This is a genomic window from Antiquaquibacter metalliresistens, from assembly GCF_029211225.1.
Taxonomy (GTDB): domain Bacteria; phylum Actinomycetota; class Actinomycetes; order Actinomycetales; family Microbacteriaceae; genus Rhodoglobus; species Rhodoglobus metalliresistens.
The window spans coordinates 132,503-156,658 of the sequence record NZ_JARGEM010000003.1; the positions used below are offsets into that span (position 1 = coordinate 132,503).

General features: G+C 70.4%; 18 protein-coding genes. 12 read left to right on the forward strand and 6 right to left on the reverse strand.

Annotated elements, in window-relative coordinates; translation table 11 throughout:
• Nucleotides 1–9: 9 nt before the first annotated feature.
• Genes PYV02_RS06230 through PYV02_RS06240 form a run of 3 tightly spaced genes read left to right on the forward strand, consistent with a single transcriptional unit; the run spans nucleotide 10 to nucleotide 2,780 of the window.
• On the forward strand, nucleotides 10–1,767 hold the full coding sequence (locus PYV02_RS06230; protein WP_275757258.1) for a cation:proton antiporter: 1,758 nt from the start codon (nucleotides 10–12) through the stop codon (nucleotides 1,765–1,767).
• A 9-nt stretch (nucleotides 1,768–1,776) separates the two neighbouring features.
• Nucleotides 1,777–2,070 (forward strand): hypothetical protein, encoded by a 294-nt coding sequence (locus tag PYV02_RS06235; RefSeq protein WP_275757260.1) that lies wholly within the window; start codon nucleotides 1,777–1,779, stop codon nucleotides 2,068–2,070.
• Nucleotides 2,067–2,780 carry an alpha/beta hydrolase gene (locus tag PYV02_RS06240; RefSeq protein ID WP_275757262.1) on the forward strand — a complete coding sequence of 238 codons (714 nt, stop codon included), beginning with the start codon at nucleotides 2,067–2,069 and terminating at the stop codon, nucleotides 2,778–2,780. Before PYV02_RS06235 ends, PYV02_RS06240 begins: the two co-directional genes overlap by 4 nt.
• 12 nt (nucleotides 2,781–2,792) lie before the next feature.
• On the opposite strand, the gene PYV02_RS06245 is transcribed toward PYV02_RS06240, so the two are convergent.
• Nucleotides 2,793–3,854, reverse strand: coding sequence for an AI-2E family transporter (locus tag PYV02_RS06245; protein WP_275757264.1), 1,062 nt, complete (start codon nucleotides 3,852–3,854; stop codon nucleotides 2,793–2,795).
• A gap of 31 nt (nucleotides 3,855–3,885) precedes the next feature.
• Nucleotides 3,886–5,640, reverse strand: a complete 1,755-nt coding sequence (locus PYV02_RS06250) for a DivIVA domain-containing protein (protein WP_275757266.1) — start codon at nucleotides 5,638–5,640, stop codon at nucleotides 3,886–3,888.
• A gap of 274 nt (nucleotides 5,641–5,914) precedes the next feature.
• Between PYV02_RS06250 and PYV02_RS06255 the strand changes: the two genes are divergently transcribed.
• Genes PYV02_RS06255 through PYV02_RS06265 form a run of 3 tightly spaced genes read left to right on the forward strand, consistent with a single transcriptional unit; the run spans nucleotide 5,915 to nucleotide 8,975 of the window.
• Entirely contained in the window at nucleotides 5,915–7,651 is a 1,737-nt protein-coding gene (locus tag PYV02_RS06255) for a DUF8094 domain-containing protein (protein WP_275757268.1), read from the forward strand.
• Nucleotides 7,648–8,559 (forward strand): co-chaperone YbbN, encoded by a 912-nt coding sequence (locus PYV02_RS06260; protein ID WP_275757270.1) that lies wholly within the window; start codon nucleotides 7,648–7,650, stop codon nucleotides 8,557–8,559. The genes PYV02_RS06255 and PYV02_RS06260 overlap by 4 nt, the downstream gene beginning before the upstream one ends.
• Complete coding sequence (locus PYV02_RS06265; RefSeq protein ID WP_275757272.1) at nucleotides 8,559–8,975, forward strand: hypothetical protein; 417 nt, start codon at nucleotides 8,559–8,561, stop codon at nucleotides 8,973–8,975. The genes PYV02_RS06260 and PYV02_RS06265 overlap by 1 nt, the downstream gene beginning before the upstream one ends.
• 18 nt (nucleotides 8,976–8,993) lie before the next feature.
• Here the strand turns inward: PYV02_RS06265 and glgB are convergent, their stop codons facing one another.
• Nucleotides 8,994–11,150: a 1,4-alpha-glucan branching protein GlgB gene (glgB, locus tag PYV02_RS06270; RefSeq protein WP_275757273.1), complete on the reverse strand. Its 2,157-nt coding sequence runs from the start codon at nucleotides 11,148–11,150 to the stop codon at nucleotides 8,994–8,996.
• On the reverse strand, nucleotides 11,150–13,132 hold the full coding sequence (locus PYV02_RS06275; RefSeq protein ID WP_420833597.1) for an alpha-1,4-glucan--maltose-1-phosphate maltosyltransferase: 1,983 nt from the start codon (nucleotides 13,130–13,132) through the stop codon (nucleotides 11,150–11,152). Before PYV02_RS06275 ends, glgB begins: the two co-directional genes overlap by 1 nt.
• A gap of 67 nt (nucleotides 13,133–13,199) precedes the next feature.
• Here PYV02_RS06275 and glgP point away from each other — a divergent pair, with 67 nt between their 5' ends.
• The 5 genes from glgP to mutM all read left to right on the forward strand — a co-directional run bounded on the left by glgP (nucleotide 13,200) and on the right by mutM (nucleotide 18,164).
• Nucleotides 13,200–15,752, forward strand: a complete 2,553-nt coding sequence (gene glgP / locus PYV02_RS06280) for an alpha-glucan family phosphorylase (protein WP_275757275.1) — start codon at nucleotides 13,200–13,202, stop codon at nucleotides 15,750–15,752.
• 82 nt (nucleotides 15,753–15,834) lie between these two features.
• Nucleotides 15,835–16,347: a YceD family protein gene (locus PYV02_RS06285; RefSeq protein WP_275757277.1), complete on the forward strand. Its 513-nt coding sequence runs from the start codon at nucleotides 15,835–15,837 to the stop codon at nucleotides 16,345–16,347.
• Between the two features lie 4 nt (nucleotides 16,348–16,351).
• Complete coding sequence (gene rpmF, locus PYV02_RS06290) at nucleotides 16,352–16,555, forward strand: 50S ribosomal protein L32 (RefSeq protein WP_275757281.1); 204 nt, start codon at nucleotides 16,352–16,354, stop codon at nucleotides 16,553–16,555.
• A gap of 57 nt (nucleotides 16,556–16,612) precedes the next feature.
• The gene (gene rnc / locus PYV02_RS06295; RefSeq protein ID WP_275757283.1) at nucleotides 16,613–17,296 is read left to right on the forward strand and encodes a ribonuclease III; all 684 of its coding nucleotides are present in this window, start codon (nucleotides 16,613–16,615) and stop codon (nucleotides 17,294–17,296) included.
• Between the two features lie 4 nt (nucleotides 17,297–17,300).
• Nucleotides 17,301–18,164, forward strand: a complete 864-nt coding sequence (gene mutM, locus PYV02_RS06300) for a bifunctional DNA-formamidopyrimidine glycosylase/DNA-(apurinic or apyrimidinic site) lyase (RefSeq protein WP_275757285.1) — start codon at nucleotides 17,301–17,303, stop codon at nucleotides 18,162–18,164.
• Between the two features lie 38 nt (nucleotides 18,165–18,202).
• Here mutM and PYV02_RS06305 read toward each other — a convergent pair whose 3' ends face one another.
• A complete protein-coding gene (locus PYV02_RS06305) occupies nucleotides 18,203–19,264 on the reverse strand; it encodes a GNAT family N-acetyltransferase (RefSeq protein ID WP_275757287.1) in 1,062 nt (353 codons plus the stop codon).
• On the reverse strand, nucleotides 19,261–20,331 hold the full coding sequence (locus tag PYV02_RS06310) for a GNAT family N-acetyltransferase (RefSeq protein WP_275757289.1): 1,071 nt from the start codon (nucleotides 20,329–20,331) through the stop codon (nucleotides 19,261–19,263). Before PYV02_RS06310 ends, PYV02_RS06305 begins: the two co-directional genes overlap by 4 nt.
• 128 nt (nucleotides 20,332–20,459) lie before the next feature.
• Between PYV02_RS06310 and PYV02_RS06315 the strand changes: the two genes are divergently transcribed.
• A complete protein-coding gene (locus tag PYV02_RS06315; RefSeq protein ID WP_275757291.1) occupies nucleotides 20,460–24,146 on the forward strand; it encodes an AAA family ATPase in 3,687 nt (1,228 codons plus the stop codon).
• Nucleotides 24,147–24,156 lie beyond the last annotated feature (10 nt).

Sequence of the window (24,156 nt, forward strand, 5' to 3'; positions counted from 1 at the left end):
GCTGGCTGCATGGAGCAGAGCGTCGGCGAGATCGTGCGCCTCGCGCTGTTCGGCATCGTCGGCCTCATCACGATCGTCGCGGCCGGCGCGTTCAGCAAGCGCCTCGGCATCGCCGCTCCGCTGATCCTCATCGTCGCCGGCGTCGGGTTCAGCTTCATCCCCGGTGCGCCCGTCGACATCCCGCACGAACTCGTGCTCGTCGGTCTGCTGCCGCCGATCCTCTATGCGTCCGCGTTGAACGTGCCGGTCGTGGACTTCCGGCGCAACTTCACGAGCATCTCCGTACTCAGCGTCGGTCTCGTCGTCGCGACGGCGTTCCTCAGCGGCTGGGTGCTGTTCCTGATCTTCGACGGCTTGAGCTTTCCCGCCGCGCTCGCGATCGGCGCGGTCATCAGTCCGACCGATGCGGTCGCGGCGACCGCGATCGCGAAGAAGCTCGGTCTGCCGCACCGGCTCGTCACCATCCTCGAGGGCGAGTCGCTCGTCAACGACGCCACGGCGCTCGTGCTGCTGCGCTCCGCGATCGCGGCGGTGGCCGCGGCGACCACGTTCTGGGGATCGGTCGGCGAGTTCTTCTTCGACGTGCTCACCGCCATCGCGGTGGGCTTCGCCGTGGGCATCGTGGCCGTGTTCATCCGATCCAGGCTCAAAGACCCGGTGCTCGACACCGCGGTCTCCTTCGCCGTGCCGTTCGTCGCCTACCTGCCCGCCGAGGCGCTCGGGGCCAGCGGAGTGATCGCCGTGGTCGTGGCCGGGCTGTACTCCGGTCACCGCAGCGCGGTCGCGTTCTCCGCGCGGTCGCGCATCTCGGAGCGGTTGAACTGGCGCACGGTGCAGTTCGTGCTGGAGAACGGCGTCTTCCTGCTGATCGGCATCCAGGTCACATTCCTGGTCGGTCAGGTGCGCAGCGAGGATCTCAGCGCCGTGCACGCCGTGCTCATCGGCCTGCTCATGACGCTCGTGGTGCTCGTGATCCGCTTCATCTTCGTGGGGCCGCTCGTGACCTTCCTGCGTTCGCAGGATGCGCGGGCCGACGCGCGAACATCCCGGATCGCCGACATGCTCGCCGGCCTCCGGTTGCGTCAGGGCACCAGGCGCACCGAGCAGCAACCGCAGACGGCGCGTCGCACCGAGCGCGCCGAGCGCATGCTGCGCCGACGTCAGGCGGACATCAAGCAGCTCAAGGCCGAGGGACTCGACTGGCGCGGCGGCGTGGTGCTCGGCTGGTCTGGGATGCGCGGCGTCGTCACCCTTGCCGCCGCCCAGACCCTGCCGGACGACACCCCTTTCCGTCCCCAGCTGGTGCTCATCGCCTTCACCGTCGCGGTCACCACACTGATCGTGCAGGGCGGCACCCTCCCGCTGCTCATCCGCACCATCGGCATCCGGGGCACCGGCAGGGCCGCCGAGAGCCGCGAGCTGGCGGAACTGCTCGACGAGCTCGGCGTCGCCGGCATCGCCGCGCTCGACTGCGCCGAGCTCAGGCAGAGCGAGGTCGATCCCGAGGTGCTCGAGCGGGCACGTGCCGAGACGCTGATGTCGGCGGAGGTGGCGCGCGAGCACGCCCGTGACCTCGGCTCGGACGAGAAGTCCCCGCAGCGCCAGTACCGTGCCCTGCGTTGGGAGGCGCTGCAGGCGCAGCGCGACGCCCTACTGGAGGCGCGCGCCGAAGGCAGCTACTCCTCCCGCGTGCTCGACCGGGCCCAGTCGATGCTCGACCTCGAGGAGACCCGCCTCGAGCAGCTCGATGACCCGGGCGGATCGTAAGCTGGGTGCATGCCCCGCTCGAACCGTCGTCGTGACGCTCGGCGGGACGAGGAGCCGCTCGACCTCACTCGCGTGCTGGCCGGAAGCCTGCACACCCAGTCGAAGCGCGACGGCGACTGGAAGGTGCAGCCTTTGGCGGCGCCCAGCGCCGTGAAGTCCTACACCTGCCCCGGATGCGGACTCGAGATCGCGACCGGCGTCGCCCACCTCGTCGCCTGGCGTGCCGACGGCATCATGGGGGAGGCCGACGCCCTCGCCGCACGTCGGCACTGGCACACCCACTGTTGGAGGATCAGAGCATGAGCGAGGAGATCCGCGGCGGCACCGTGCTGCCCGCGATTCGCGAGGACGTCGAGTTCACCACGAGCGACGGCCACGTGCTCGTCGGCGAGCTCGCGCTTCCGCAGACCGCGACACCCGTCGCCACGCTCGTGTGCCTGCACCCGCTGCCGACCGGGGGCGGGTTCATGGATTCGCACATCATCCGCAAGGCGGCCGCCCGCCTTCCGGCGCTGGCCGATCTCGCGGTGCTGCGCTTCAACTTCCGAGGGGTCACCTCGCCGCGCGGCACCTCGGGCGGCGAGTTCGGCTTCGGCGTGGACGAGCAGCACGACCTCGCGGCGGCGATGGGCTTCGTCGCCGAGCGCGGACTTCCGCACCCGTGGCTGCTCGGGTGGTCGTTCGGCACCGAGATCGCGCTCGAGTACGGGCTGCGGCATCCGATCGAGGGTGCGATCCTGCTCTCGCCGCCGCTGCGCCGCACCACCGACGAGGAGCTGGCAGCGTGGGCGGGCAGCGGCAAGCGGTTGGTGGCGATCATCCCGGAACTCGACGACTACCTGCGCCCGGCGGAGGCGGCGAAGCGGTTCGCGCTGGTGCCGCAGACCGAGTTCGTCGCCGTCGAAGGCGGCAAGCACCTGTGGGTCGGCGAAGACCAGGTCTACCGCGTGCTCACGGAGATCGTCGCGCGGCTGAACCCCGGAGTGCTGCCGCTGCCGCGCACCTGGGGTTGATCGGGCGTCGGGCTACAGTTCGGCCTGACGCGGCACGACGACCTGATTGATGATGAGCAGGATCGCGGCGGCGACGGGGATCGCGATCAGCGCGCCGAGGATGCCGAGCAGGCTGCCGCCCGCGAACACCGCGATCACGACGATCGCGCCGGGCACCTTGACCGCCGAGGCCATGATCCGCGGGTTCAGCACGTAGGCCTCGAGCTGCATGTAGGCGAGGTAGTAGACGCCGACCCAGATCACGGTGGGCGCGCCGTCGAACAGCAGCACCAGCAGCGTGATGACGATCGAGCCGGAGATCGTGCCCACCAGGGGGATCAGCGACCCGAGGAAGGCGATGAAGGCCAGCAGCGCGGAGTAGCTCACCGGCATGCCCAGCAGCGGCAGCACGAGGGTGAGGAAGATGAACGAGAGCACCCCATTGACGAGGGCGAGCCCTGCCTGGCCGATCACGTAGCGGCCCACCGAGGTCGCGACCTGCTCGGCGAGGTGGATGAAGGTCTCACGTCGCGAGGCCGGAACGAGCTGGTAGATCCCCCGCTTGATCGTCGACAGGGACGACACGAAGTAGATCGTGAGGATGAGCACGATGACCGCGCCGGTCGCCCCGGTCGCGATCGTCGCGCCGACCGCCAGCACCCCGCCGCCGATCGACGTGAAATCGAGGTTCTTGATCCAGTCCTGGGCGCCGGCGATGACGTCATCCAGTGGCAGCCACGGCAGGGCTGTCGCGATCTGCTCATAGAGGGTGCCGTCGTTGAAGTCCGAGATCAGTCCCGGCACCGTCTCGATGGCGGTGTTCACCTGCTCGACGATCACCGGGATGATCGCGAACACGAGCCCGGTGGCGACCCCGATCACGGCGACCAGCACGGTGACGATCGCGGCCCAGCGCGGGAACTTGCGCCCCTCCAGCCACGACACGAGCGGATCGAGCCCGAGGGCCAGGAACAGCGCCGCGCCGACGTAGGTGAGCACCGTCGCAAGGCTGCCGATGGTGGCGCCGATCGCGACGGCGACGATCACGCCGAGCCCGCCCAACAGGCCGACGCGGAACGGGTTCTGGATCTTCACGGGGTGCCCCTGGTCTCGTCGAAACGCGTCGTCAGTTCTCGGCGGCGACCTTCTCGGCCTCCTGCAGCACGCCGCGAAGGTTCTCGAAGTACCCCGCCACGGTGTCGCGCTCAATCCTAATCTTCGCCAGGCGTTCCTCCGCCTCGGACACGAGCTCGTGTGCACGCCGCTCCGCATCCGCGATCAGCGATCGCGATCGCGCGTCGGCGCTCTCGAGCACCTCCTTCGCGTGCGCCTCCGAGGTCTCCCTCAGCGTGCGGGCCTCGGCCTTCGACGTCGTCGTGAGCGTCTCGGCCTCCCGACGGGCGGTCTCCGCCTGGCGTGTCGCCTCGGCGAGCTGTGCCTGGGCCTCGTCCAGGTAGCGCTGCGTCTGGGCGGTGGCCTCCTGGTGCTTGGCCAGGAACTGCTGCTCCGCCTCATCCCGGCGTCGGGTGAGCTCCACTTCGAGGTCCGCACGCGCCTGCTCGGCGTCGCGGGCCAGGCGGCTGCGGGTCTCGTCCGCCTGGTGGGCGAGCGCTGCGCGAGTGGACTCCGTCTCGCTCGCGAGCTCGGCGCGTTGCCGCTCGATGTCGCGCGCGAGGTCGGAGGTCTGCTTCTCGGTGTCGAACTGCAGCTTGGCGCGCGCCTCGGTGATCTCGGTCTCGAGCGCGGCCCTGCGCTCCGTGATCTCGGCGTTCAGCGCTGCGCGCTGCTCGGCGATGTCGCGGTTCAGGCTGGCGCGGGCCTCCGCCGTGTCCGAGGCGAGCGCGTTGCGCGCCGCCTTCATCTCGGCATCGAACTCGGCGCGTGCCCCCGCGATCTCTGCGGCGAGTGCGGCGCGGGTCGCCTCGGTCTCCGCCGCGAGCGCCGCGTACGCGGCCTCGACGTCGGCCTCGTGCTTGGCGCGCGCCGTCTCGGTGTCGACGGCGAGCTGCTCCTGTGCCGCGCGGGTCTCGTTCTCATGCCGTTCGCGTGCGGCCGCGATCTCGTTGGCGAGGTTCTCCCGGGCTGCGGCGATCTCGGCCGCGAGCTCGGCGCGACCGCTGTCCATCTCTCGCGCGAGGTCGGTGCGACCCTGCTCCAGGTCGCGCGCGAGATCGGCGCGCAGTCGCGCGTTCTCGTTCTCGTACTCGGCGCGACCGAGCTCGGAGTCGCGCGCGAGCTCGGCGGCGGCCTCGCGCGCGGCCGTGGCCTCGCGCGTGGCGGTGACCTTCAGCTCGGCGACCTCGCGCTCCGCCTCGGCGCGCAGCGCCGCGGCCTCGCGTTCCGCGGTGGCCCGGGTCTCGGCGGCCTCGGTTGCGACGGCAGCACGCAGCGCCGCGGCCTCGCGCAGGGCATCCTGGTGCAGGGTCTCGGCCTCGGCGCGCGCGCGGGCGAGCGTGGATGCCGACTCGTCGCGCGCATCGGCGAGCGTCTTGCCCGCGAGCAGGTTCGCGTCGTCGAGCACACGCTGCGCCTCGGCGGTCGCCTGCGCCTTGATCGCGGTGACCTCGGCCTGGGTCTCGGTGCGCATGCGCTCGGCGTCGATGTCCGCCTGGCTGATGAGCCGCGTCGACTGCTCCTCCGCCACGCGCAGCGTGTTCTCGAGCTTCGTGCCGAGTCCGGCGTAGGTGGGGCTGCCCGTCTCGTCGAGCTCGGCCTGCAGGTCTTCGTTCACCGCGAGGAGGCGCTTGACCTCCTTGGCGGCCTCGGCGCGATCGGCGTTCGCCCGGATGAGTTCGGAGCGCAGCTGCTGCAGCGCACGATCGACTTCCTCCTTCTTGTAGCCGCGCATCTCGGTGCCGAAATCGACGTCGTCAGCAGCCATGACTCTCCTCGAGCTCAGGGGGAATTGGGCTAGTTTAGCGGCGCGATGTGGCCTCCGGGATCGCCTTCTCGATCCGTGGCCGGGGCGGGGATTCACCGAGCTCCCAGGCGGTTCCCAGTGCGGTGGAGCGGCATCCGCTACTCTTGAACGTCTTTGTTGTTGCACTCCCGCCCGTCGGGAGCCCCTTCACCTCGTCCCTAGTGCGAGCAGTCGCGGTTCGCGACGGAGGGCGTCGAGAGCCTTGCGGCCCGGCAACACGAAAGGAGTAGTCCACGTGCGGATCGTTCTCGCCATCATCAGCTTCACCCTCGCGGCCGTCATGCTCGTCTTCGGCATCGCGCAGCGCACCTTCCTGGCAGCCCCGGACAAGGTCGTGCTCGCCACGACGGTCGAGCAGGATGCCCCGGTCACGGTCATCGACGGCAGCGCCCTGAACGCGTTCGTCGGCCGGCAGACCGTGACGATCGGCGGGGCGGAGCAGGTGACCGGAGCCTACGGACGCACGGTGGACGTGCTCGGCTGGATCGGCGACGCGAGCTACACCCTGATCACGCTCGACGAGAACGGCGAGCTGACGAGCGAGCGGGTGCGCGGCACCGAGGACGAGGTGCCGAGCCCCATCGGCTCGGACCTGTGGTTCGACGAGTATCAGGGCGGCGAATCCCTCACCACGGTCATCAACGTTCCTGCGAACGTGTCGTTCCTCGCGGTCTCCGACGGCATCGCACCGGCGCCGACGAAGGTGTCGATCACCTGGCCGCTCGACAACTCCACGCCGTGGTCCGGCCCGCTCATCGTCGGGGGCGCGGTGCTGCTGCTGCTCGGCCTCGCATTCCTGCTGCTCGGCATCAATCACATGCGTCGAGCCGGCGGGCCGCGCCGCAAGTCGCTGCCGAAGGTTCCCCGCAAGCCCCGGTACAAGCCGGCGCGCAAGCCGGTCGACAAGTCCGGTTCGGGGCGACGTGCCGTGCGGCCCAGCATGGCCGCCGCGACGGTGCTGGTCGGCGCGCTCGCGCTCACCGGCTGCAGCGCCGAGTTCTGGCCGCAGGCGGACCGCACCGCGACCACGCCGAGCCCGAGCCCGAGCTTCGAGCCCGGCAGCGAGGTGGACCCGCCGGCCGCGACCGAGGGTCAGGTGGCGCGGATCGTGGAGCGCATCTCCGAGGTCGTGACCGAGGCGGACGCCGCGAGCAACGGCGATCTGCTGGCCACCCGCATGGATGGCGCGGCGCTCGAACTGCGTCTGGCGAACTATTCGATCCGCGCCGCGGACGCCGGCATCGCGGCCCTGCCCGCCATCCCCGCCGGGCCCGTGAAGCTGGTGCTGCCGCAGCAGAACGACGGCTGGCCCCGCACGGTGCTGGCCATCATCCAGAACGAGGATGACCAGACCGTCGCCCCCGTCGCGCTCTTCCTCGAGCAGCCGACCGCGCGCGAGAACTACAAGGTGAGCTACGCCATCACCCTGGAGCCCGCCGCCGTGCTGCCGGAGGTCGCGCCGGCGGACATCGGCACCGCGCGACTGCAGCCGGACAGCCCGCTGCTGCGCGTGGCACCCACCGAGGTCGCACTCGCCTACGCCGACATCCTGGAGAAGGACGTGGAGAGCACGTCGTACCTCGACTTCGAGGCCGAGGGCGACAGCCTGCGCGACGCGGTCGGCCTGGCGAAGAAGAACGAGATCATCGCCAGTCTGCCGACGACCGCCGCGGTGACCTTCGGGCACGCGATCGGCGAGGCGGACCCGATCGTGCTCGCCACCATCGACGCCGGTGCGCTCATCGCCGTCAACCTCTACGAGACCACCAGCGTGCGTCCGACCGAGGCCGGCGCGGCCGTCAACCCGTCCGGCTCGGTCAAGGCGCTGTCCGGCGTCGCGGTGAGCACGAAGGGCGTCATCGCGACCTACAGCGACCAGCTGCTGTTCTACGTGCCGCCGGCCGGCGGTGGTGGCAAGATCGTATTGCTCGGCTACAGCCAGGGCCTCGTCAAGGCTTCGGAGATCGGATGACCAACGCCCCTCTCGGCGGCGCGAACCTGCGCGGCGCAGTGGACCTCTCCTCGCTCGTGCGCCCGCCGGCCCCGCCCGCAGGTGCGGTCGAGGCGGCCGCCCGCGGCGGCATCGTGCGCGAGGCGGACGACGCCTCGTTCACGCAGGTGCTCGACCTGTCGCAGACCGTGCCCGTGCTCGTCGAGTTCGTGGGGCAGGGGATCGAGGCATCCCTCGGCGCACTCGTGCGCGAGTACGGTGGCCGGCTGGCCCTGGCCACGGTCGACGCAACCCGCAACCCGCAGCTGGTGCAGGCCTTCCAGGTGCAGCAGGTGCCGACGGTCGCCGCGGTGATCGGCGGGCGCCCGCTGCAGCTGTTCGCGGGGATGCCCCCCGCGGAGGAACTGCGCGGCGTGCTCGATCAGGTGCTGCAGGTCGCCGCCCAGAACGGTATCACCGGTCGCCTCACGGTCTCCGACGAGGACGGCGAGCCGGCCGAGCCCGTGGAGGAGCCGCTGCCGCCGCACCACCAGGAGGCGTACGACGCGATCGCGGCCGGCGACTTCGCCACCGCGATCAAGGAGTACCAGACCGCGATCGCTCAGAACCCGCGCGACGCGCTCGCGGTGGCCGGCCTCGCGCAGGTCTCGCTGCTCGCGCGGCTCGAAGGCGCGGACGCCGCCACCCTGCGCAGTGCCGCCGCCGACGCGCCGGACGACGTCGCCGCCCAGCTCGCGGTCGCCGACCTCGATGTCGCCGGGGGCCACCTCGATGACGCCTTCGGTCGTCTGCTCGACCTGTTCCCGCGGCTCGACCAGGCCGCCAAGAACACCGTGCGCACGCGGCTGCTCGACTACTTCGAGATCGCCGGAGCCGAGGATCCGCGGGTGGTCACCGCTCGCCGCAGGCTCACGGGCCTGCTCTACTAGTGACCGATCCCGCGGTGGTGCCCGGTCCATCCGCGGGGTGGCTCGACGTGCGGCGTCGGCTGCTGAATCTGCTGGCCGTCGCGGTGCCGATCGCCGTCGGACTTCTGCTGCAGGCACTGCGGGTGCCGGTCATCGCGATCGGCGCGGTGCTGCTCGTGCTCTTCGCCGCCGGTCTCGTCGCCTCGATCGTCGTCGGGCGGCGCGTCACCCGCGCGATGCGCGCCGAGGCGGCGGCGGGCTACTCCACGCTCTACGACGTCGCGGGCTTCGCTCTGCGCCACGCCCGCACGCTGGAGGTGCTGCGCCCGGCCTCCGTCGCCCCGCAGAACCCCGGCTCGCGTTCGCTCGTGGCCGGGATGTTCCGGGTGAAGCCCGGCACGGTGCTCGCCAAGCGCCTCGACGACGACGCGTCCTGAGCCGCGCGATCCCTCGGGTCAGGCCGGCGTGAGCCACAGGCCGGCGAGCGGGGGCAGCGTCAGCTCCACCGAGGCCGGGCGGCCGTGGAATCCCTCGGTGCTGGCCTCGACCGCGCCGTAGTTGCCGACGCCGGACCCGCCGAACTCCACGGCATCCGTGTTGACGACCTCACGCCAGGTGCCGGCGAAGGGCAGACCGACCCGGTACGGTCCCACCGGGTTGCCGCTGAAGTTGAACAGGCCCACGAGCGGCGCGCCCGACGCCGACCAGCGCAGGAAGGCGAGCACGTTCTGCGCGGCGTTGCCGCCGTCGAGCCACTCGAACCCCGCAGCGGTGTTGTCCTGTTCCCACAGCGCCGGGGTGTCGCGGTACACCCGGTTCAGCTGCCCCACGAGCGCCTGCAGCCCCTGGTGCACCGGCTGGTCGAGAATCCACCAGTCGAGCCCGCGTTCCTCGCTCCACTCCGAGGGTTGCCCGAACTCGCTGCCCATGAACAGCAGCTGCTTGCCCGGATGCGCCCACATGAAGCTCAGGTAGGCCCGCACGTTCGCGAGCTTCTGCCACTGGTCGCCCGGCATCTTGTGCAGCAGCGATCCCTTGCCGTGCACGACCTCGTCGTGGCTGATCGGCAGCATGAAGTTCTCGCTGAACGCGTAGAAGAACGAGAACGTGATGTCGTTGTGGTGGTACGAGCGGTACATGGGGTCTTCGGCCATGTACTGCAGGGAGTCGTGCATCCAGCCCATGTTCCACTTCAGGCCGAATCCGAGCCCGGATTGCGAGGTCGGCTTGGTCACGCCCGGCCAGCTCGTGGACTCCTCGGCGATCATCACGATGCCGGGGTTGCGCTTGTAGGCGGTCGCGTTGACCTCCTGCAGGAACGCGATCGCCTCGAGGTTCTCGCGCCCGCCGTACTGGTTCGGCAGCCATTCGCCCTCCTTGCGCGAGTAGTCGAGGTAGAGCATGGATGCCACGGCATCCACCCGAAGCCCGTCGATGTGGAACTCCTCCAGCCAGTACAGGGCGTTCGCGACCAGGAAGTTGCGCACCTGGGACTGCCCGAAGTCGAAGATCAGGGTGCCCCAGTCGAGCTGCTCGCCGCGGCGCGGATCGGAGTGCTCGTAGAGCGGCTGACCGTCGAAGCGCGCGAGCGCCCACTCGTCCTTCGGAAAGTGCCCGGGCACCCAGTCCATGAGCACGCCGTAGCCGGCGCCGTGCAGCCGGTCGATGAGGTACTTGAGGTCGTCGGGATGCCCGAACCGGCTGGTCGGCGCGTAGTACCCGGTGACCTGGTATCCCCAGGAGCCGCCGAAGGGATGCTCGGCGAGCGGCATGAACTCGACGTGCGTGAACCCCGTGAGCTCGAGGTAGGCGATGAGCTCGTCGGCGAGGCTGCGGTAGTCGAGTCCCGGGCGCCACGAGCCCACGTGCAGCTCGTACACGGACATGGGGGAGTTGTGCGGGTCGGTCTGCGCTCGCCGGGTCATCCAGTCGTCGTCGCCCCAGGTGTAGAGCGACTGTCCGACGCGGGATGCCGTGGCCGGCGGCACCTCGGTGTAGCGCGCCATCGGGTCCGCACGCTTCACCCACTCGCCGGCGGCGGTGAGCAGCTCGAACTTGTAGGCGGTGCCGGGTTCGAGCGCGGGCACGAAGAGCTCCCAGACGCCGTTGTCGTCGAGGCGGCGCATGGCGTGGCCGACGCCGTTCCAGCCGTTGAAGTCGCCGATCACGCGCGCGGCGCGGGCGTGCGGCGCCCACACCGAGAAGGCGGTGCCGTCGACGTCTTCGTGCGGACGGCAGTGGGCGCCGAGCACCTGCCAGAGCTGCTCGTGACGACCCTCGCCCCACAGGTACAGGTCGATCTCGCCCACTGTCGGCACGAAGCGGTAGGGGTCGTCCGCCACCCAGCTCGGGGCAGCGTCGTACTCCGCCTCCACGGTGTAGGCCTGCGCGGGTGCGGGGGCGACGCCCTGCCACAGCCCGTTCGCGAGATGCACCAGCGGCACGCGAGAACCGTCCGCCCGCACCACGGTGACCGCGGACGCGAGCGGGCGCAGCACGCGATACACCCAGTGCTCACCGACCGGATGCTGCCCGAGTGTGTCGTGCGGACGCGGATGCGCGCCCGCCGCCAGTGCTGCGACATGATCCGGGTGCAGCTCGGGCAGCGTCATCAGTGACCTCTCGGGTAGTGCACGTGCATGATGTGCACCGGTTCGGTGAACGCGTCGAGCCGCACGTAGGTGTCGCGGCCCCAGTCGTAGCGGATGCCCGTGACGAGGTCGACGACCTCGAAGTGCGCATCGGGCTCGAGCCCGAGCACGGTCAGGTCGAGATGCACGACCGTCTCGCGCACGGAGTGGGGATCGACATTGGCGATGACGATCACGGCGTCCGTCGTGCCGCCGTTGAACCGGGCGTCGAGCACCTTGCTGTAGACGAGGATCGAGTCGTCGTCGCTCCAGTGCACGCTGAGGTTGCGAAGCTGGCGCAGGGCCGGGTGGGCGGCACGGATCGCATTGAGCCTGGTCAGGTACGGCGCCAGCGAGGTTCCCGCCTTCTCGGCCGCGACCCAGTCGCGCTGCTTGTACTCGTACTTCTCGTTGTCGATGTTCTCCTCGGAGCCCGGGCGCGCGACGTGCTCGAACAGCTCGTAGCCGGCGTACACACCCCAGGACGGGCTGGCGGTGGCGGCGATGGCGGCGCGCACCTTGTACGCCGGCACGCCACCGAACTGCAGGTACTCGGTGAGGATGTCGGGCGTGTTCACGAACAGATTCGGCCGCAGGAAGGCGTCCGTCTGACTGGAGAGCCCGGTGAGGAACTCCTCGAGTTCGAGCTTGGTGTTGCGCCACGTGAAGTACGTGTAGGACTGCTGGAAGCCCACCTGCGCGAGCGAGTGCAGCATCGCGGGCCGCGTGAACGCCTCGGCCAGGAAGACCACGTCGGGGAACTCGCCGTTGATCTCGTGCAGCACGAGCTCCCAGAACTGCAGGGGCTTGGTGTGCGGATTGTCCACCCGGAAGATGCGCACGCCGCGCGAGATCCAGAGCCGGATGATGCGCAGCACCTCGGCGCGGATACCGGCCGGGTCGTTGTCGAAGTTGACCGGGTAGATGTCCTGGTACTTCTTCGGCGGGTTCTCGGCGTAGGCGATCGTGCCATCCGGCAGCCTGGTGAACCATTCGGGATGCTCCCGCACCCACGGGTGGTCGGGGGAGGCCTGCAGGGCCAGGTCGATCGCGATCTCGATGCCGGCCCGCGCGGCGGCGCCGAGGAAGAACGCGAAGTCCTTCTCGTCGCCGAGGTCGGGGTGGATCGCGTCGTGCCCTCCGGCTGACGCGCCGATCGCCCACGGCGAGCCGGGATCCTGCGGGCCCACCGTGAGCGTGTTGTTGGGACCCTTGCGACCGGTGACCCCGATCGGATGGATCGGCGGAAGGTAGAGCACATCGAAACCCATCGCCGCCACGCCGGGCAGCCGCTTGGCCGCGGTGCGGAAGGTGCCGGAGGTCCAGGTGCCGTCCTTGGCCCGCTTGGCGCCCTCGCTGCGCGGGAAGAACTCGTACCAGCTGCCGACGCCCGCCCGTTCGCGCTCCACCCGCAGGCTGAGGGTCTCGCTGAACGTGTCGAGGCTGGCCACCGGCTTGGTCTCGATCGCCTCGGTGAGCTTCGGGTCGTTCAGCACCGCCCAGCGTTCGGCCGCGCTCACCGGCGACGCGAGCACCGCCGCGGCCCGCTGCACGATCGCGCGGCGCGGCGCGCGCGCGAGCAGTTGGGCACCGATCTCCAGCATGAGCTCGACGTCGATGCCGGCCGGGATCTTGATGGCGGCGTTGTGATGCCAGGTCGCCCACTCGTCCGCGAAGGCCCGCACCTGCCAGGTCCACTCACCGGGGGTGTGGAGCACCGCGAGCGCCTGCCAACGGTCCGTGCCGGGCGCGACCGGCGACATCCGGTGCACGGTCTGCACGCCGAGCGGGTCGGTCAGCAGCATCTCGACGCCGATCGCGTCGTGCCCCTCGCGGAACACGGTCGCACCGAAGGGCACCACCTCGCCGACGTAGGCCTTGGCCGGCCACCGGTTCTCGGGTTGCTGCGGCGTCAGGAATCGGATCGGGATGCGACCCAGCTTCGGCGCGTACTCGGTAGCCACGATTTCGACGTTACCGCCTAGCGTGCGTTTTACCGCGGCGTAATGTCCCTGGCCTAGTGTCGGAGAGATGAAGGCCATCCGAAGGTTCACGGTCCGCACGGTGCTCCCCGCCGCGCTCGCCCCGCTGGACGAGCTCTCCATGAACCTCCGCCGCTCGTGGCACGAGCCGACGCGGCAGCTGTTCCGATCGATCGATCCCCAGCGCTGGGAGGACTGCCGTCACGACCCGATCGCGCTGCTGGGGGCCGTCGGCCCGGAGCGCCTCGCCGAGCTCGCGGCGGACGCCGCCTTCGTACGGGCCGCCGACGAGTTGCTCGCCGAGCTGCACGAGTATCTGAGTGCGCCGCGCTGGTACCAGACGTTGGAGGGCGCGCCGGCCTCGATCGCCTACTTCTCGCCGGAGTTCGGTATCGCCGCGGCCCTGCCGCAATACTCGGGCGGCCTCGGAATCCTCGCGGGCGATCACCTCAAGGCCGCCAGCGACCTCGGCGTGCCGATCCTCGGCGTCGGGCTGTTCTATCGCTCCGGGTACTTCCGGCAGTCCATCTCGCGCGACGGCTGGCAGCTCGAGAGCTACCCGGTGCTCGACCCGGACGGCCTGCCGCTCACCGTGCTGCGCCATCCGGACGGCACCGCGGCGCGGGTCGCACTCGCGCTGCCCGACGGATCCGCCCTGTACGCGCGCATCTGGCAGGTGCGCGTGGGGCGCATCACGCTGTTGCTGCTCGACACCGACATCCCGGAGAACGACGAGTCGCTGCGCACCGTCACCGACCGGCTCTACGGCGGCGGGGGCGAGCACCGGCTGCTGCAGGAGCTGCTGCTCGGCATCGGCGGGGTGCGGGCGATCAAGACCTATGTCGAGCTCACCGGGGCGCCGGAACCCGAGGTCTTCCACACCAACGAGGGTCACGCCGGATTCCAGGGGCTCGAGCGCGTCAGCGATCTCATCGGCGACGGACTTTCGTTCGCCGAGGCCCTGCAGGTCGTGCGTGCGGGCACCGTCTTCACCACCCACACGCCGGTGCCCGCGGGCATCGATCGCTTCGAGCTGGAGATGATCACCCGCTACTTCTCCGGCGATCTGCTGCCCGGCGTGGATGCCGCGGACGTCGTCGCACTCGGGGTCGAGAACTACCAGGGCGGCGACCCGACGAAGTTCAACATGGCCGTGATGGGATTGCGGCTCGCCGAGCGGGCGAACGGCGTCTCGAAGCTGCACGGCGAGGTCTCCCGCGAGATGTTCGGCGCGCTGTGGCCGGGGTTCGACGCAGACGACGTGCCGATCACCTCGATCACCAACGGTGTGCACGCCCCCACCTGGACCGACCCGGAGATGCTCGCCCTCGCGCAGCGCACCTTCGGTTCGAGCGAGACGACCGTGGTCGACTGGTCGTCGCCCGAGCTCACGGATGCCGAGCTCTGGGCCGCGCGCGGCCGAATGCGTGCGCAGCTGGTCACCGAGGCGCGCCGTCGGGTCTCGCTCGCCTGGCAGGAGCAGAACCCCGGCGTCGGCGACCCGGCCTGGTTCTCGAGCCTGCTCGACCCGAACGTGCTGACGATCGGCTTCGCCCGCCGCGTGCCCACGTACAAGCGCCTCACGCTCATGCTGCACGACCCGGAGCGGCTGCGCGCGCTGCTGCTGCACCCCGAGCGGCCGATCCAGCTCGTGATCGCCGGCAAGTCGCATCCCGCCGACGACGAGGGCAAGCGCCTCATCCAGCGGCTGGTGGAATTCGCGGCCGAGCCCGAGGTGCGCGAGCGCATCGTGTTCCTACCGAACTACGAGATCGCGATGGCGAAGCTGCTCTACCCCGGCACCGACGTCTGGCTCAACAACCCGCTTCGCCCGCTTGAGGCCTGCGGCACCTCGGGCATGAAGGCCGCGCTCAACGGTTCGCTGAACCTGTCGATCCTCGACGGCTGGTGGGCCGAGTTCTACGACGAGGAGAACGGTTGGGCCATTCCCTCCGCCGACTCCGCCGGTGACGGCGCCGAGCGCGACAAGCTCGAGGCGGAGAGCCTCTACGACCTGATCGAGCACCAGATCGCGCCACGGTTCTACGACCGCGGCGACGACGGCGTTCCGCACCGCTGGATCGACTCGATCCGCCACACGCTCGCGACGCTGTCGCCGGCGCTCTCCGCCGACCGCATGGTCACCGAGTACGTCGAGCGTCTCTACCGACCGGCCGCCGACGCCGAACGCGCGATCAGTGCCCACCAGTACGCGCCGGCGCGCGAGCTCGCCGCGTGGAAGGCCAAGGTGATCGCCGCGTGGCCGGCGGTGCACGTCGCGCACGTCGAGTCCGGCGGGGTGGATGCCGTGCCCCAGGTCGGCGACGAACTGCATCTGCGCGCCACCGTCGCCCTCGACGGCCTCGGCCCCGACGACATCGCGGTGGAGGTCGCGTACGGTCGCGCCTCCGAGGGCGACGTGCTCGACGAGGTGCAGCACGTGCCGCTCGAGCTCGCGTCCGAGCCGGGGCAGCCCGTGGTGTTCGCCGGCACGGTGCCGCTGGCTCGGTCGGGGAGCTTCGGCTACACGGTGCGCGTGGTGCCGAGGCATCCGCTGCTCGCCTCGCCCGCCGAGATGGGGCTCATCGCCGTCGCGGAGTAGCCGTCGACCCGGCGGCCGCACGCCCCGGCGGGTAGAATCGACCATCGTGCCGCACTTCACCAAGACCCCGTACACGATCCCCGTGTACGACCTCATGCACCGCCCGGGCGAGATGCGTGAGAAGCAGCTCGACATCGTCGTGCCGGAGGGATTCGGCAACGCCGTGATCGGCGTGCGCGCGGGTTCGACGCTGCACATCGATGCGCGACTCGAGTCGCTGCACGACGGCATTCTCGTCTCCGGTGTGGTCACCGGCACCGCTGAAGGGGAGTGCGTGCGGTGCCTCACGCCCGTCGCCCAGCGGCTCCGGGTCGAATTCCAGGAGCTTTTCGCGTATTCTCTTGACGAAGCTTTCGACTACGAGGTTCACGACGATCACGTCGACCTCGAACCCGTGGTCAGGGATGCGGTGGTTCTTTCACTGCCGTTCCAACCCGTGTGCCAGGACGATTGCCCAGGCCTGTGCCCCGAATGCGGGGCGCGGTTGCTGGACAATCCGGGTCACGAGCACGAGGCTCCCGCCGATCCACGGTGGGCGGCCCTTGCCGGACTCGAACTGCCTGACGCCGAAGACTCCAGCACAGAGAAGAGATAGAGCCATGGCAGTTCCCAAGCGCAAGATGTCGCGGGCCTCCACCCGCATGCGCCGCGCCCAGTGGAAGGCTGACGCCCCCACGCTCGTCAAGACGATCGAGAACGGCAAGGTCACCTACAGCCTCCCGCACCGCGCGAAGGTCGTCGAGGACTCCGCCGGCACGCCCCTGTACATGGAGTACAAGGGCCGCAAGGTCGCCGACGTTTAGTGTTTTTGGGTTCGCCTTGCAGGCGACACCGAATGAATCCTCGACTCCGGTAGCGCCGTGAGCGACGACTCGACCCTCTCAGCAGCGCTTGGGGTCGTTGTCGACCCCGAGCTGCTTCAGCTTGCCCTGACGCACCGCTCGTACGCCTACGAGCACGGCGGCCTCGCCCACAACGAACGCCTCGAGTTCCTCGGCGATTCGATCCTCGGCCAGGCGGTGACGGTGCGGCTGTACCACGATCACCCCGATGTAGCCGAGGGCGAGCTCGCCAAGCGGCGGGCATCCCTGGTCTCCTCCCTCGCGCTCGCCGAGATCGCCCGCACGATCGGGCTCGGCGAGCACATCCGCCTCGGCAAGGGCGAGGAGCTCACCGGGGGCCGCGACAAGTCCTCCATCCTCGCCGACACCGTCGAGGCGATCATCGGCGCCACCTACCTCGACCAGGGCGGGGATGTCGCCACCGACCTCGTGCTGCGGCTCGTGGAACCCCTGCTCTCCGACCCCAGCCGCTTCGGCGCCGCGATGGACCCGAAGACGAGCCTGCAGGAGCTCGCCGTGCGCCTCGGTCGTGGCATGCCCAGCTACCACGTGACCGACAGCGGGCCCGACCACTCCAAGCGGTTCACCGCCAGCGTGCTGCTCGGCGACGCGCCCGTGGCCACCGGCGAGGGCTCGAGCAAGAAGCAGGCCGAGATGGCGGCCGCGCTCGAGGCGTGGACCCTGCTGCAGCAGCCGAAATAGCGCCGTGCCCGAGCTTCCCGAGGTCGAGGTGGTGCGCCGCGGACTCGCACCGGCCGTCGATGGGGCGACCGTGGCATCCGTGGAGGTGCTCGACGTGCGCTCGCTGCGGCGTCATCTCGGCGGCGACTTCGAGGCGCGACTGACGGGCTCGCGCCTGCTCGGGCCGCAGCGGCGCGGCAAGTTCCTGTGGATTCCCATCGCGGAATCGGAGGAAGCCGTCGTCGTGCACCTCGGCATGTCCGGTCAGGTGCTGCTGCGTGAGCCGGGTGTGGATGACGCGCGCACCCGCATCCGCATCGACCTCGAACACCCCGCCCACGGGGCCCTGCGGCTGAACTTCGTCGACCAGCGCATCTTCGGCTCGATGGCCATCGACCGTCTCGTGCCGGCGGCGGATCATCCCGACGAGCTCATCCCTTCGCAGGTTGCGCACATCGCCCGCGACCCGATCGACCCGCGGTTCGATGAGCGATTGTTCTTCGCGCGGCTCGCGCGCAAGCACACGTCCATCAAGCGTGCCCTGCTCGACCAGAGCCTCGTGAGCGGCATCGGCAACATCTACGCCGACGAGGCACTTTGGGCCGCACGCGTGCACTACGAGCAGCCCACGGCCACGCTCTCCCGCCGCCGCGCTCAGGCCCTGCTCGCCGAGGTGCGGTTGGTGCTCGACCGGGCCCTCGCCGAGGGCGGCACGAGCTTCGATGCGCAATACCTCAACGTGAACGGCCAGTCCGGCTACTTCGCGCATTCGCTCAACGCCTACGGACAGCAGGGCAAGGCGTGCCCGCGCTGCGGCCGGCCGATCGTGCGCGAGTCGTTCATGAACCGCGGCTCGCACTTCTGCGCGCACTGCCAGCGTCTGCGCTAGCCACACCCTCACCCCACCCCTCAGTGGGGCGGAGCGGGTCAGGTCAGCGTCTTCTTCCACGCCCCCTCGTAGCCGACCGCGACGAACCCGACGGCTTCGTTCACCGAGAGCATGTGGCGGTTCTCCTCCGCGTTGAAGGTCGTGATGGAGGGGTGACCGGGCTCCAGGCGCTCCAGGTGGGCGATGTTCGCGACCTTCAGCAGCATCCCGAGGCGGTGGCCACGATGCTCGCTGAGCACGATCGTGTCCCCTTGGGCGACGGCGCGGTTCGGCTGCGGCGGCACGCTCAGTTCGGTGAAGCCCGCGAGTCGACCGCTCGGCACATGCTCGACCGCCGCGATGAACTGACGTCGCGGACTCTCGGCCTGCCGTGCTTCGTCGTCGAGCACGCGCTCGACCGTCCAGATGTCTTCGGTCGCGTCGAGTCCGGCGCTCGGGGCATCCGTGCTCATGCGCGTCGCGAGCATCGCGATGTCCTCGAGCCAGTGCTTCGGCGTCGCTCCGACCCAGGTGTGCACGCGATAGTCGGGCCCGGATGCCGCCGCCGCCTCGACGCGCTCCGCGAGGTCGACGACCGGCAGTGCGAGCCTGCTCGATCGCTCCACCTGTTCGAGGCTCCACCCGCGGGCGAGCAGAAACCGCACGCCCGGGTCGGCGAGCGGCACCGACCCGAACCCCGTTGGCGCCTCGAGGCGGTCGCCGGGCTGCTGGCGGGCCATCGCGTAGGCCTGCAGGGTCGTGCGCTCGAGTCCGGTCGCGACCGCGACCACCGCGTCGTACAGCGCCGAGCCGATGCCGCGGCCGCGGAACTCGGGCAGCACCTCCACGCTCAGCCACGAGACATCCGTCGCCGCCTCGGTCTGGATCTCGTGGATCGCGCGCGCGACGATGCGTCCGTCGACCCGCGCGACGAAGAGCCGCTTCGGCTCGTAGGGGTCGAGCCAGCCCGGCAACAGTTCCTCGGGCTCGTAGACGAGGTCGTCGCCGCCGAAGCTGTGCGCCTCAATCGCGTTGCGCACGTGCACCATCTCGGCGAACGCGTCGCCGCCGGGCGCATCGATGCTCGTCGGGATCGTGAGCTCGTCGATCGTGAAGCTCATGCCAGGTCCTTTCGCCAGGCGCTCTCCGCGCCGCGTGCGACGAAGCCCAGGGACTCGTTCACGTCGAGCATGTGCCGGTTCTCCTCGGCGTTGAAGGTCGTGACCGAGGGATGCCCCGGCCGAAGCCGCGCGAGCTGCTCCAGGTTGCCGACCTTCACGAGCATGCCGAGCGCATGCCCGCGGTGTTCGCGCAGCACGAGTGTCGCGTACTGCGCCACCGCGCGATGCGACTGCCTGGGCACCGACAGGATCGTGAAGGCCACGAGCCGGCCGCTCGGCACGTGCACCGCACCCGCGGTGAGACGCTCGCGCGGGTCGAGGCGCTCGTTGCGATCGTCCGCCGCTCGGATGCGGTCGGCGTCCCACACGTCCTCCGGTTCGTCGAGCCCGGCCGTCGGCGCATCCGTGCTCATCCGAGTGCCCAGCAGCGCGAGATCCTCCACCCATTCCTCGGGGGTGCGACCGATCCACGTCACCACCCGGTAGTCCGCGCCGCTGCGCTCCCGGGCGGCCTCGAGTCTGGACTGTAGGTCGGGCACGGGCAGCTCGAGGCGACTGAACCGCTCCACCTGCTCGAGGGCGTATCCCCGCGACTGCAGGAAGGCGACGTCGCGAGCGCCGGCGGGAATCGACCCGACGCCGGTTGGCGGCGTGAGCCTCGGCCCGGTCTGCTCGGGCACGGCGGTGTACACGAGCGCCTTCGCCTTGCCGTCGGCGCGGGCGAGCGACTCGACGGCGTCGGCCAGCGCCGTGCCGATGCCGCGCCCGCGGAACTCGGGCAGCACCTGCACGGTCAGCCACGCCGAGTCCGCGCCGTCGCCGAGGCTCGTCTCGTAGATCGCGCGGGCGACGATGTCGCCGTCGACGCGGGCCGCCAGCATCCGTCTCGGCAGATGCTCGTTTCGGAACCAGGTGAGCTCCTCCGCGGGCTCGTATGCGAGCTCCGTGGTGCCATAGCCGATCGCGTCGACCGTGTTGCCGATCTCGACGGCGCGCGCGTAGTCGGCGGCATCGGGGCCGTCGCTGGTGTTCGGGATGGCGATCTCGTCGATCGTGAAGCCGGACATGGCGGGTCTCTCCTCGTGGGATGCTGGGAGCCGCCGTTTCGGCAGCCGACCAGACTGCCCGCGGTCAGCCGCCCGTGTCAAGGCCGTGCGGTCGGGTACCCTAGCCCGAAGATGTCGAGCGGAGCGCCGTGTACCTGAAGAGCCTGACCCTGAAGGGGTTCAAGTCCTTCGCGCAACCGACGACCTTCGCCTTCGAGCAGGGTGTCACGTGCGTGGTCGGGCCCAACGGCTCCGGCAAGTCGAATGTCGTGGATGCCCTCGCCTGGGTCATGGGCGAGCAGGGGGCCAAGACCCTCCGCGGCGGCAAGATGGAAGACGTCATCTTCGCGGGCACCGCCACGAAGGGACCGCTCGGCCGAGCCGAGGTCATCCTCACCATCGACAACTCCGACGGCGCGCTGCCGATCGAGTACACCGAGGTCACGATCAGCCGCACGCTGTTCCGCAACGGCGGCAGCGAGTACGCGATCAACGGCGAGCAATGCCGCCTGCTCGACGTGCAGGAGCTGCTCTCCGACAGCGGTCTCGGCCGGGAGATGCACGTGATCGTGGGCCAGGGGCAGCTGGATGCGGTGCTGCACGCGAGCCCCGAGGACCGGCGCGGCTTCATCGAGGAGGCCGCGGGCATCCTCAAGCACCGTCGTCGCAAAGAGAAGACCATCCGCAAGCTCGATGCGATGCAGGCGAACCTCACCCGCCTCAGCGACCTCGCGGGGGAGATCCGTCGCCAGCTCAAGCCCCTCGGCGCGCAGGCGGAGATCGCCAAGGAGGCCGCGTCGATCGCCGCGATCGTGCGGGATGCCCGCGCCCGCCTGCTCGCGGACGAGGTCGTCGAACTGCGCGCCGCCATCACCGACTTCAGCCGCAGCGAGTCGGAGCGCAAGACGGAGCGCATCGTGCTGCAGGAGCAGCTCGATCAGGCCAAGCTGCGCGAGGGCCGGCTCGAGCAGGCCCAGGTCGGGGATGCCGTGGATGTCGCCCGTCGCGTCGCCTTCGGTCTGGAGTCCGCCCAGGAACGGCTGCGCGGGCTCTACACCCTCGCCAACCAGCGGCTCGCCCTGCTCGGCCAGCAGAGCGACTCGCCGGCCACGGGTGCCACGATCAGCCAGGCCACGGTGCAGGAGGCGCGCGACGAGGCCGAGCGGCTCGCGGCGACCGTCGCGCAGGCGGAGGAGGCGCTCGGTGCCGCCGCCGCGGGCGTGGCGACGGCGAAGGCATCCCTCGACTCGCTCGACGAGGAGATCGCCGCGCAGAGCGCGCTCGTCTCCCGACACGACCTCGAGCTCGCCGGTCTCGCCTCCCGCGTGGAGGTGGCCCAGTCCAAGCTCGCGAGCGCGCGCGGTGAGCTGCTGCGCCAGCAGAACGCGCTCGAACAGGCGGAGCAGCGGCGTGACGCCACCCGCGCCGAGTTCGTGGCGCTCGAGGCGGAGGCCGCCACGAGCGAGGAGGGCGACGGGTCGCTCGACGCCGCCTACGAGGCCGCCGAGGAGCGGGTCACCGCACTGCAGGCCGAGATCGAGGCGCTGCGCGACGAGCTGCACGCCTCCGAGCGCGAACGGGATGCGCTCGCCGCGCGCAGCTCCGCGCTGAGCCTCGCGGTCGACCAGAAGGACGGATCGAGTGCGCTCGTCGCGGCCAAGCTCTCCGGCATCCGCGGCCTCGTCGCCGAGCACGTGAAGATCCAGCCGGGCTACGAGGCCGCCATCGCCGCGGCCCTCGGCTCACTGGCCGACGCCGTGCTCGCCGACGACCGCGACGCGGCGATCGATGCGCTCGCGCACTCCGCGAGCAAGGACTTCGGCCGCGTCGAGGTGGTCATCGCCGAGGCGCCCAGGATCGCGGCGATCACCGCCGCCGGCGTCGTGGCGGCCGCCGAGGTCGTCACGGCCCCCGACGGCGTGCTGGGCCTGCTCGCGTCCGTGCTCATCGCCGACGACCTGGAGGCCGCGCGAGCCGCGTTCTCGCACGCCCCGGACGATGCGACGTTCGTCACCCGCTCCGGCGACGTGCTCACCCGGTACGTGCTGCGCGGCGGCTCCGGCGCCAAGCGCTCCCGACTGGAACTCGTCGCTGAGCGCGACACGGCCACCGCGAGCCTCGCGACCGTCACGACCCAGATCGAGCGCACCCGTTTCGCGCTCGCCGAGAAGCGCGGCGCGCTCGAGACCGCGAAGACGGATGCCGCCACCGCCCTCACCGCGCTGCGCGAGTACGACGCCGCCATCGCCGCCCAGTCCGAGCAACTCGGCCGATTCCGCATCCAGCTGGAGGCCGCGCAGGCGGAGTGGGAGCGCCTCTCCCAGGGGCTCGAGGTCACCGCCGAGAAGGTTCGCGAGGCCGAGGTCGGTCTCGAGCGGGCGAAGGCCGAGCACGATGAGGCCGCAGCCCGCCCGCGTCCCATGCTCGACGTCTCGGCACGCGATGGGGTGCTCGAGGAGGTCGAGGTCGCGCGCTCGAAGGAGCTCGAGCTGCGCATCCAGCTGGAGACCATTCGTGAGCGCGTTCGCGCCGAACGGGCGCGCGCCGACCAGCTCGCCGAACAGCTCGTCGCGGAGCGCGAGGCGGCCGCCGAGCAGGCGCGCCTGACCGTGATCCGCAACCGCCAGGTCGCGGCGGCGAACCGGGTGATCGCGGCGCTGCCGTCCGTGCTCGACTCGATCGACCGATCCGTCTCCCAGGCTCGTGTCGAACTGGCCTCGAAGGAGGCCGAGCGCAGCGCCCAGAACGAGGAGCTCGCGACGCTGCGTCGTGAGGAAGGCGCCCTGCGGGAGCGGCTCGCGGTGATCAGCGAGAACGTGCACGGCCTCGAGATGCAGATCTACGAGAAGAAGCTGCACCTCTCGACCCTGCTGGAACGCGCCGGCGAGGAACTCGGTCTCGTCGAGGACGTGCTCGTGGCGGAATACGGCCCCGCCGTCCCGGTGCCGGACGACGCCGCCACCCCCGCCCCTCTCACCCCTCTCGCAACTCATGGGGCGGGCACCGACACGCCGGCATCCGCCCCCCTCGATGGCGGGTCGGATGCCGCAGACCATGAGTTGCGCGAAGCGGCGGGCGAAGCGGCGGGCGAAGCGGCGGGCGAAGCGGCGCGCGAAGAGGCGGGCGAAGCGGGCCGCCACGAGGGCGGCGAGGGGATGCCGAGCAAGCCCTTCGTACGCGCCGAGCAGCAGGAGCGGCTGGCCAAGGCGGAGCGCAAGCTCGCGCAGCTGGGTCGGGTCAACCCGCTCGCGCTGGAGGAGTTCGACGCGCTCGAGCAGCGCCACAAGTTCCTCACCGAGCAGCTCACCGACCTCACCAACACGCGCAAAGACCTGTTGACGATCATCGAGGAGCTCGACGAGAAGATGCAGCACATCTTCTCCGACGCCTTCGACGACACGAAGGCGGCGTTCAACGAGGTGTTCCCGGTGCTGTTCCCGGGCGGCACCGGCAGTATCCAGCTCACCGACCCCGAGAACCTGCTCACCACGGGCATCGAGGTCACCGTGAAGCCCGCGGGCAAGAAGATCGAGCGGCTGAGTCTGCTGTCGGGCGGTGAGCGCAGCCTCGCCGCGGTCGCCCTGCTCATCGCCATCTTCAAGGCCCGCCCCAGCCCGTTCTACATCATGGACGAGGTGGAGGCGGCGCTCGACGACGCGAACCTGGGGCGCCTGCTGACCATCTTCGAAGACCTGCGCCGCACCAGCCAGCTCATCGTGATCACGCACCAGAAGCGCACGATGGAGATCGCCGATGCCCTCTACGGCGTGAGCATGCGCGCCGATGGCATCAGCGCCGTCGTCGGGCAGCGCGTGAACACGGAACGGGCGAGCTAGCGCCGCTCGC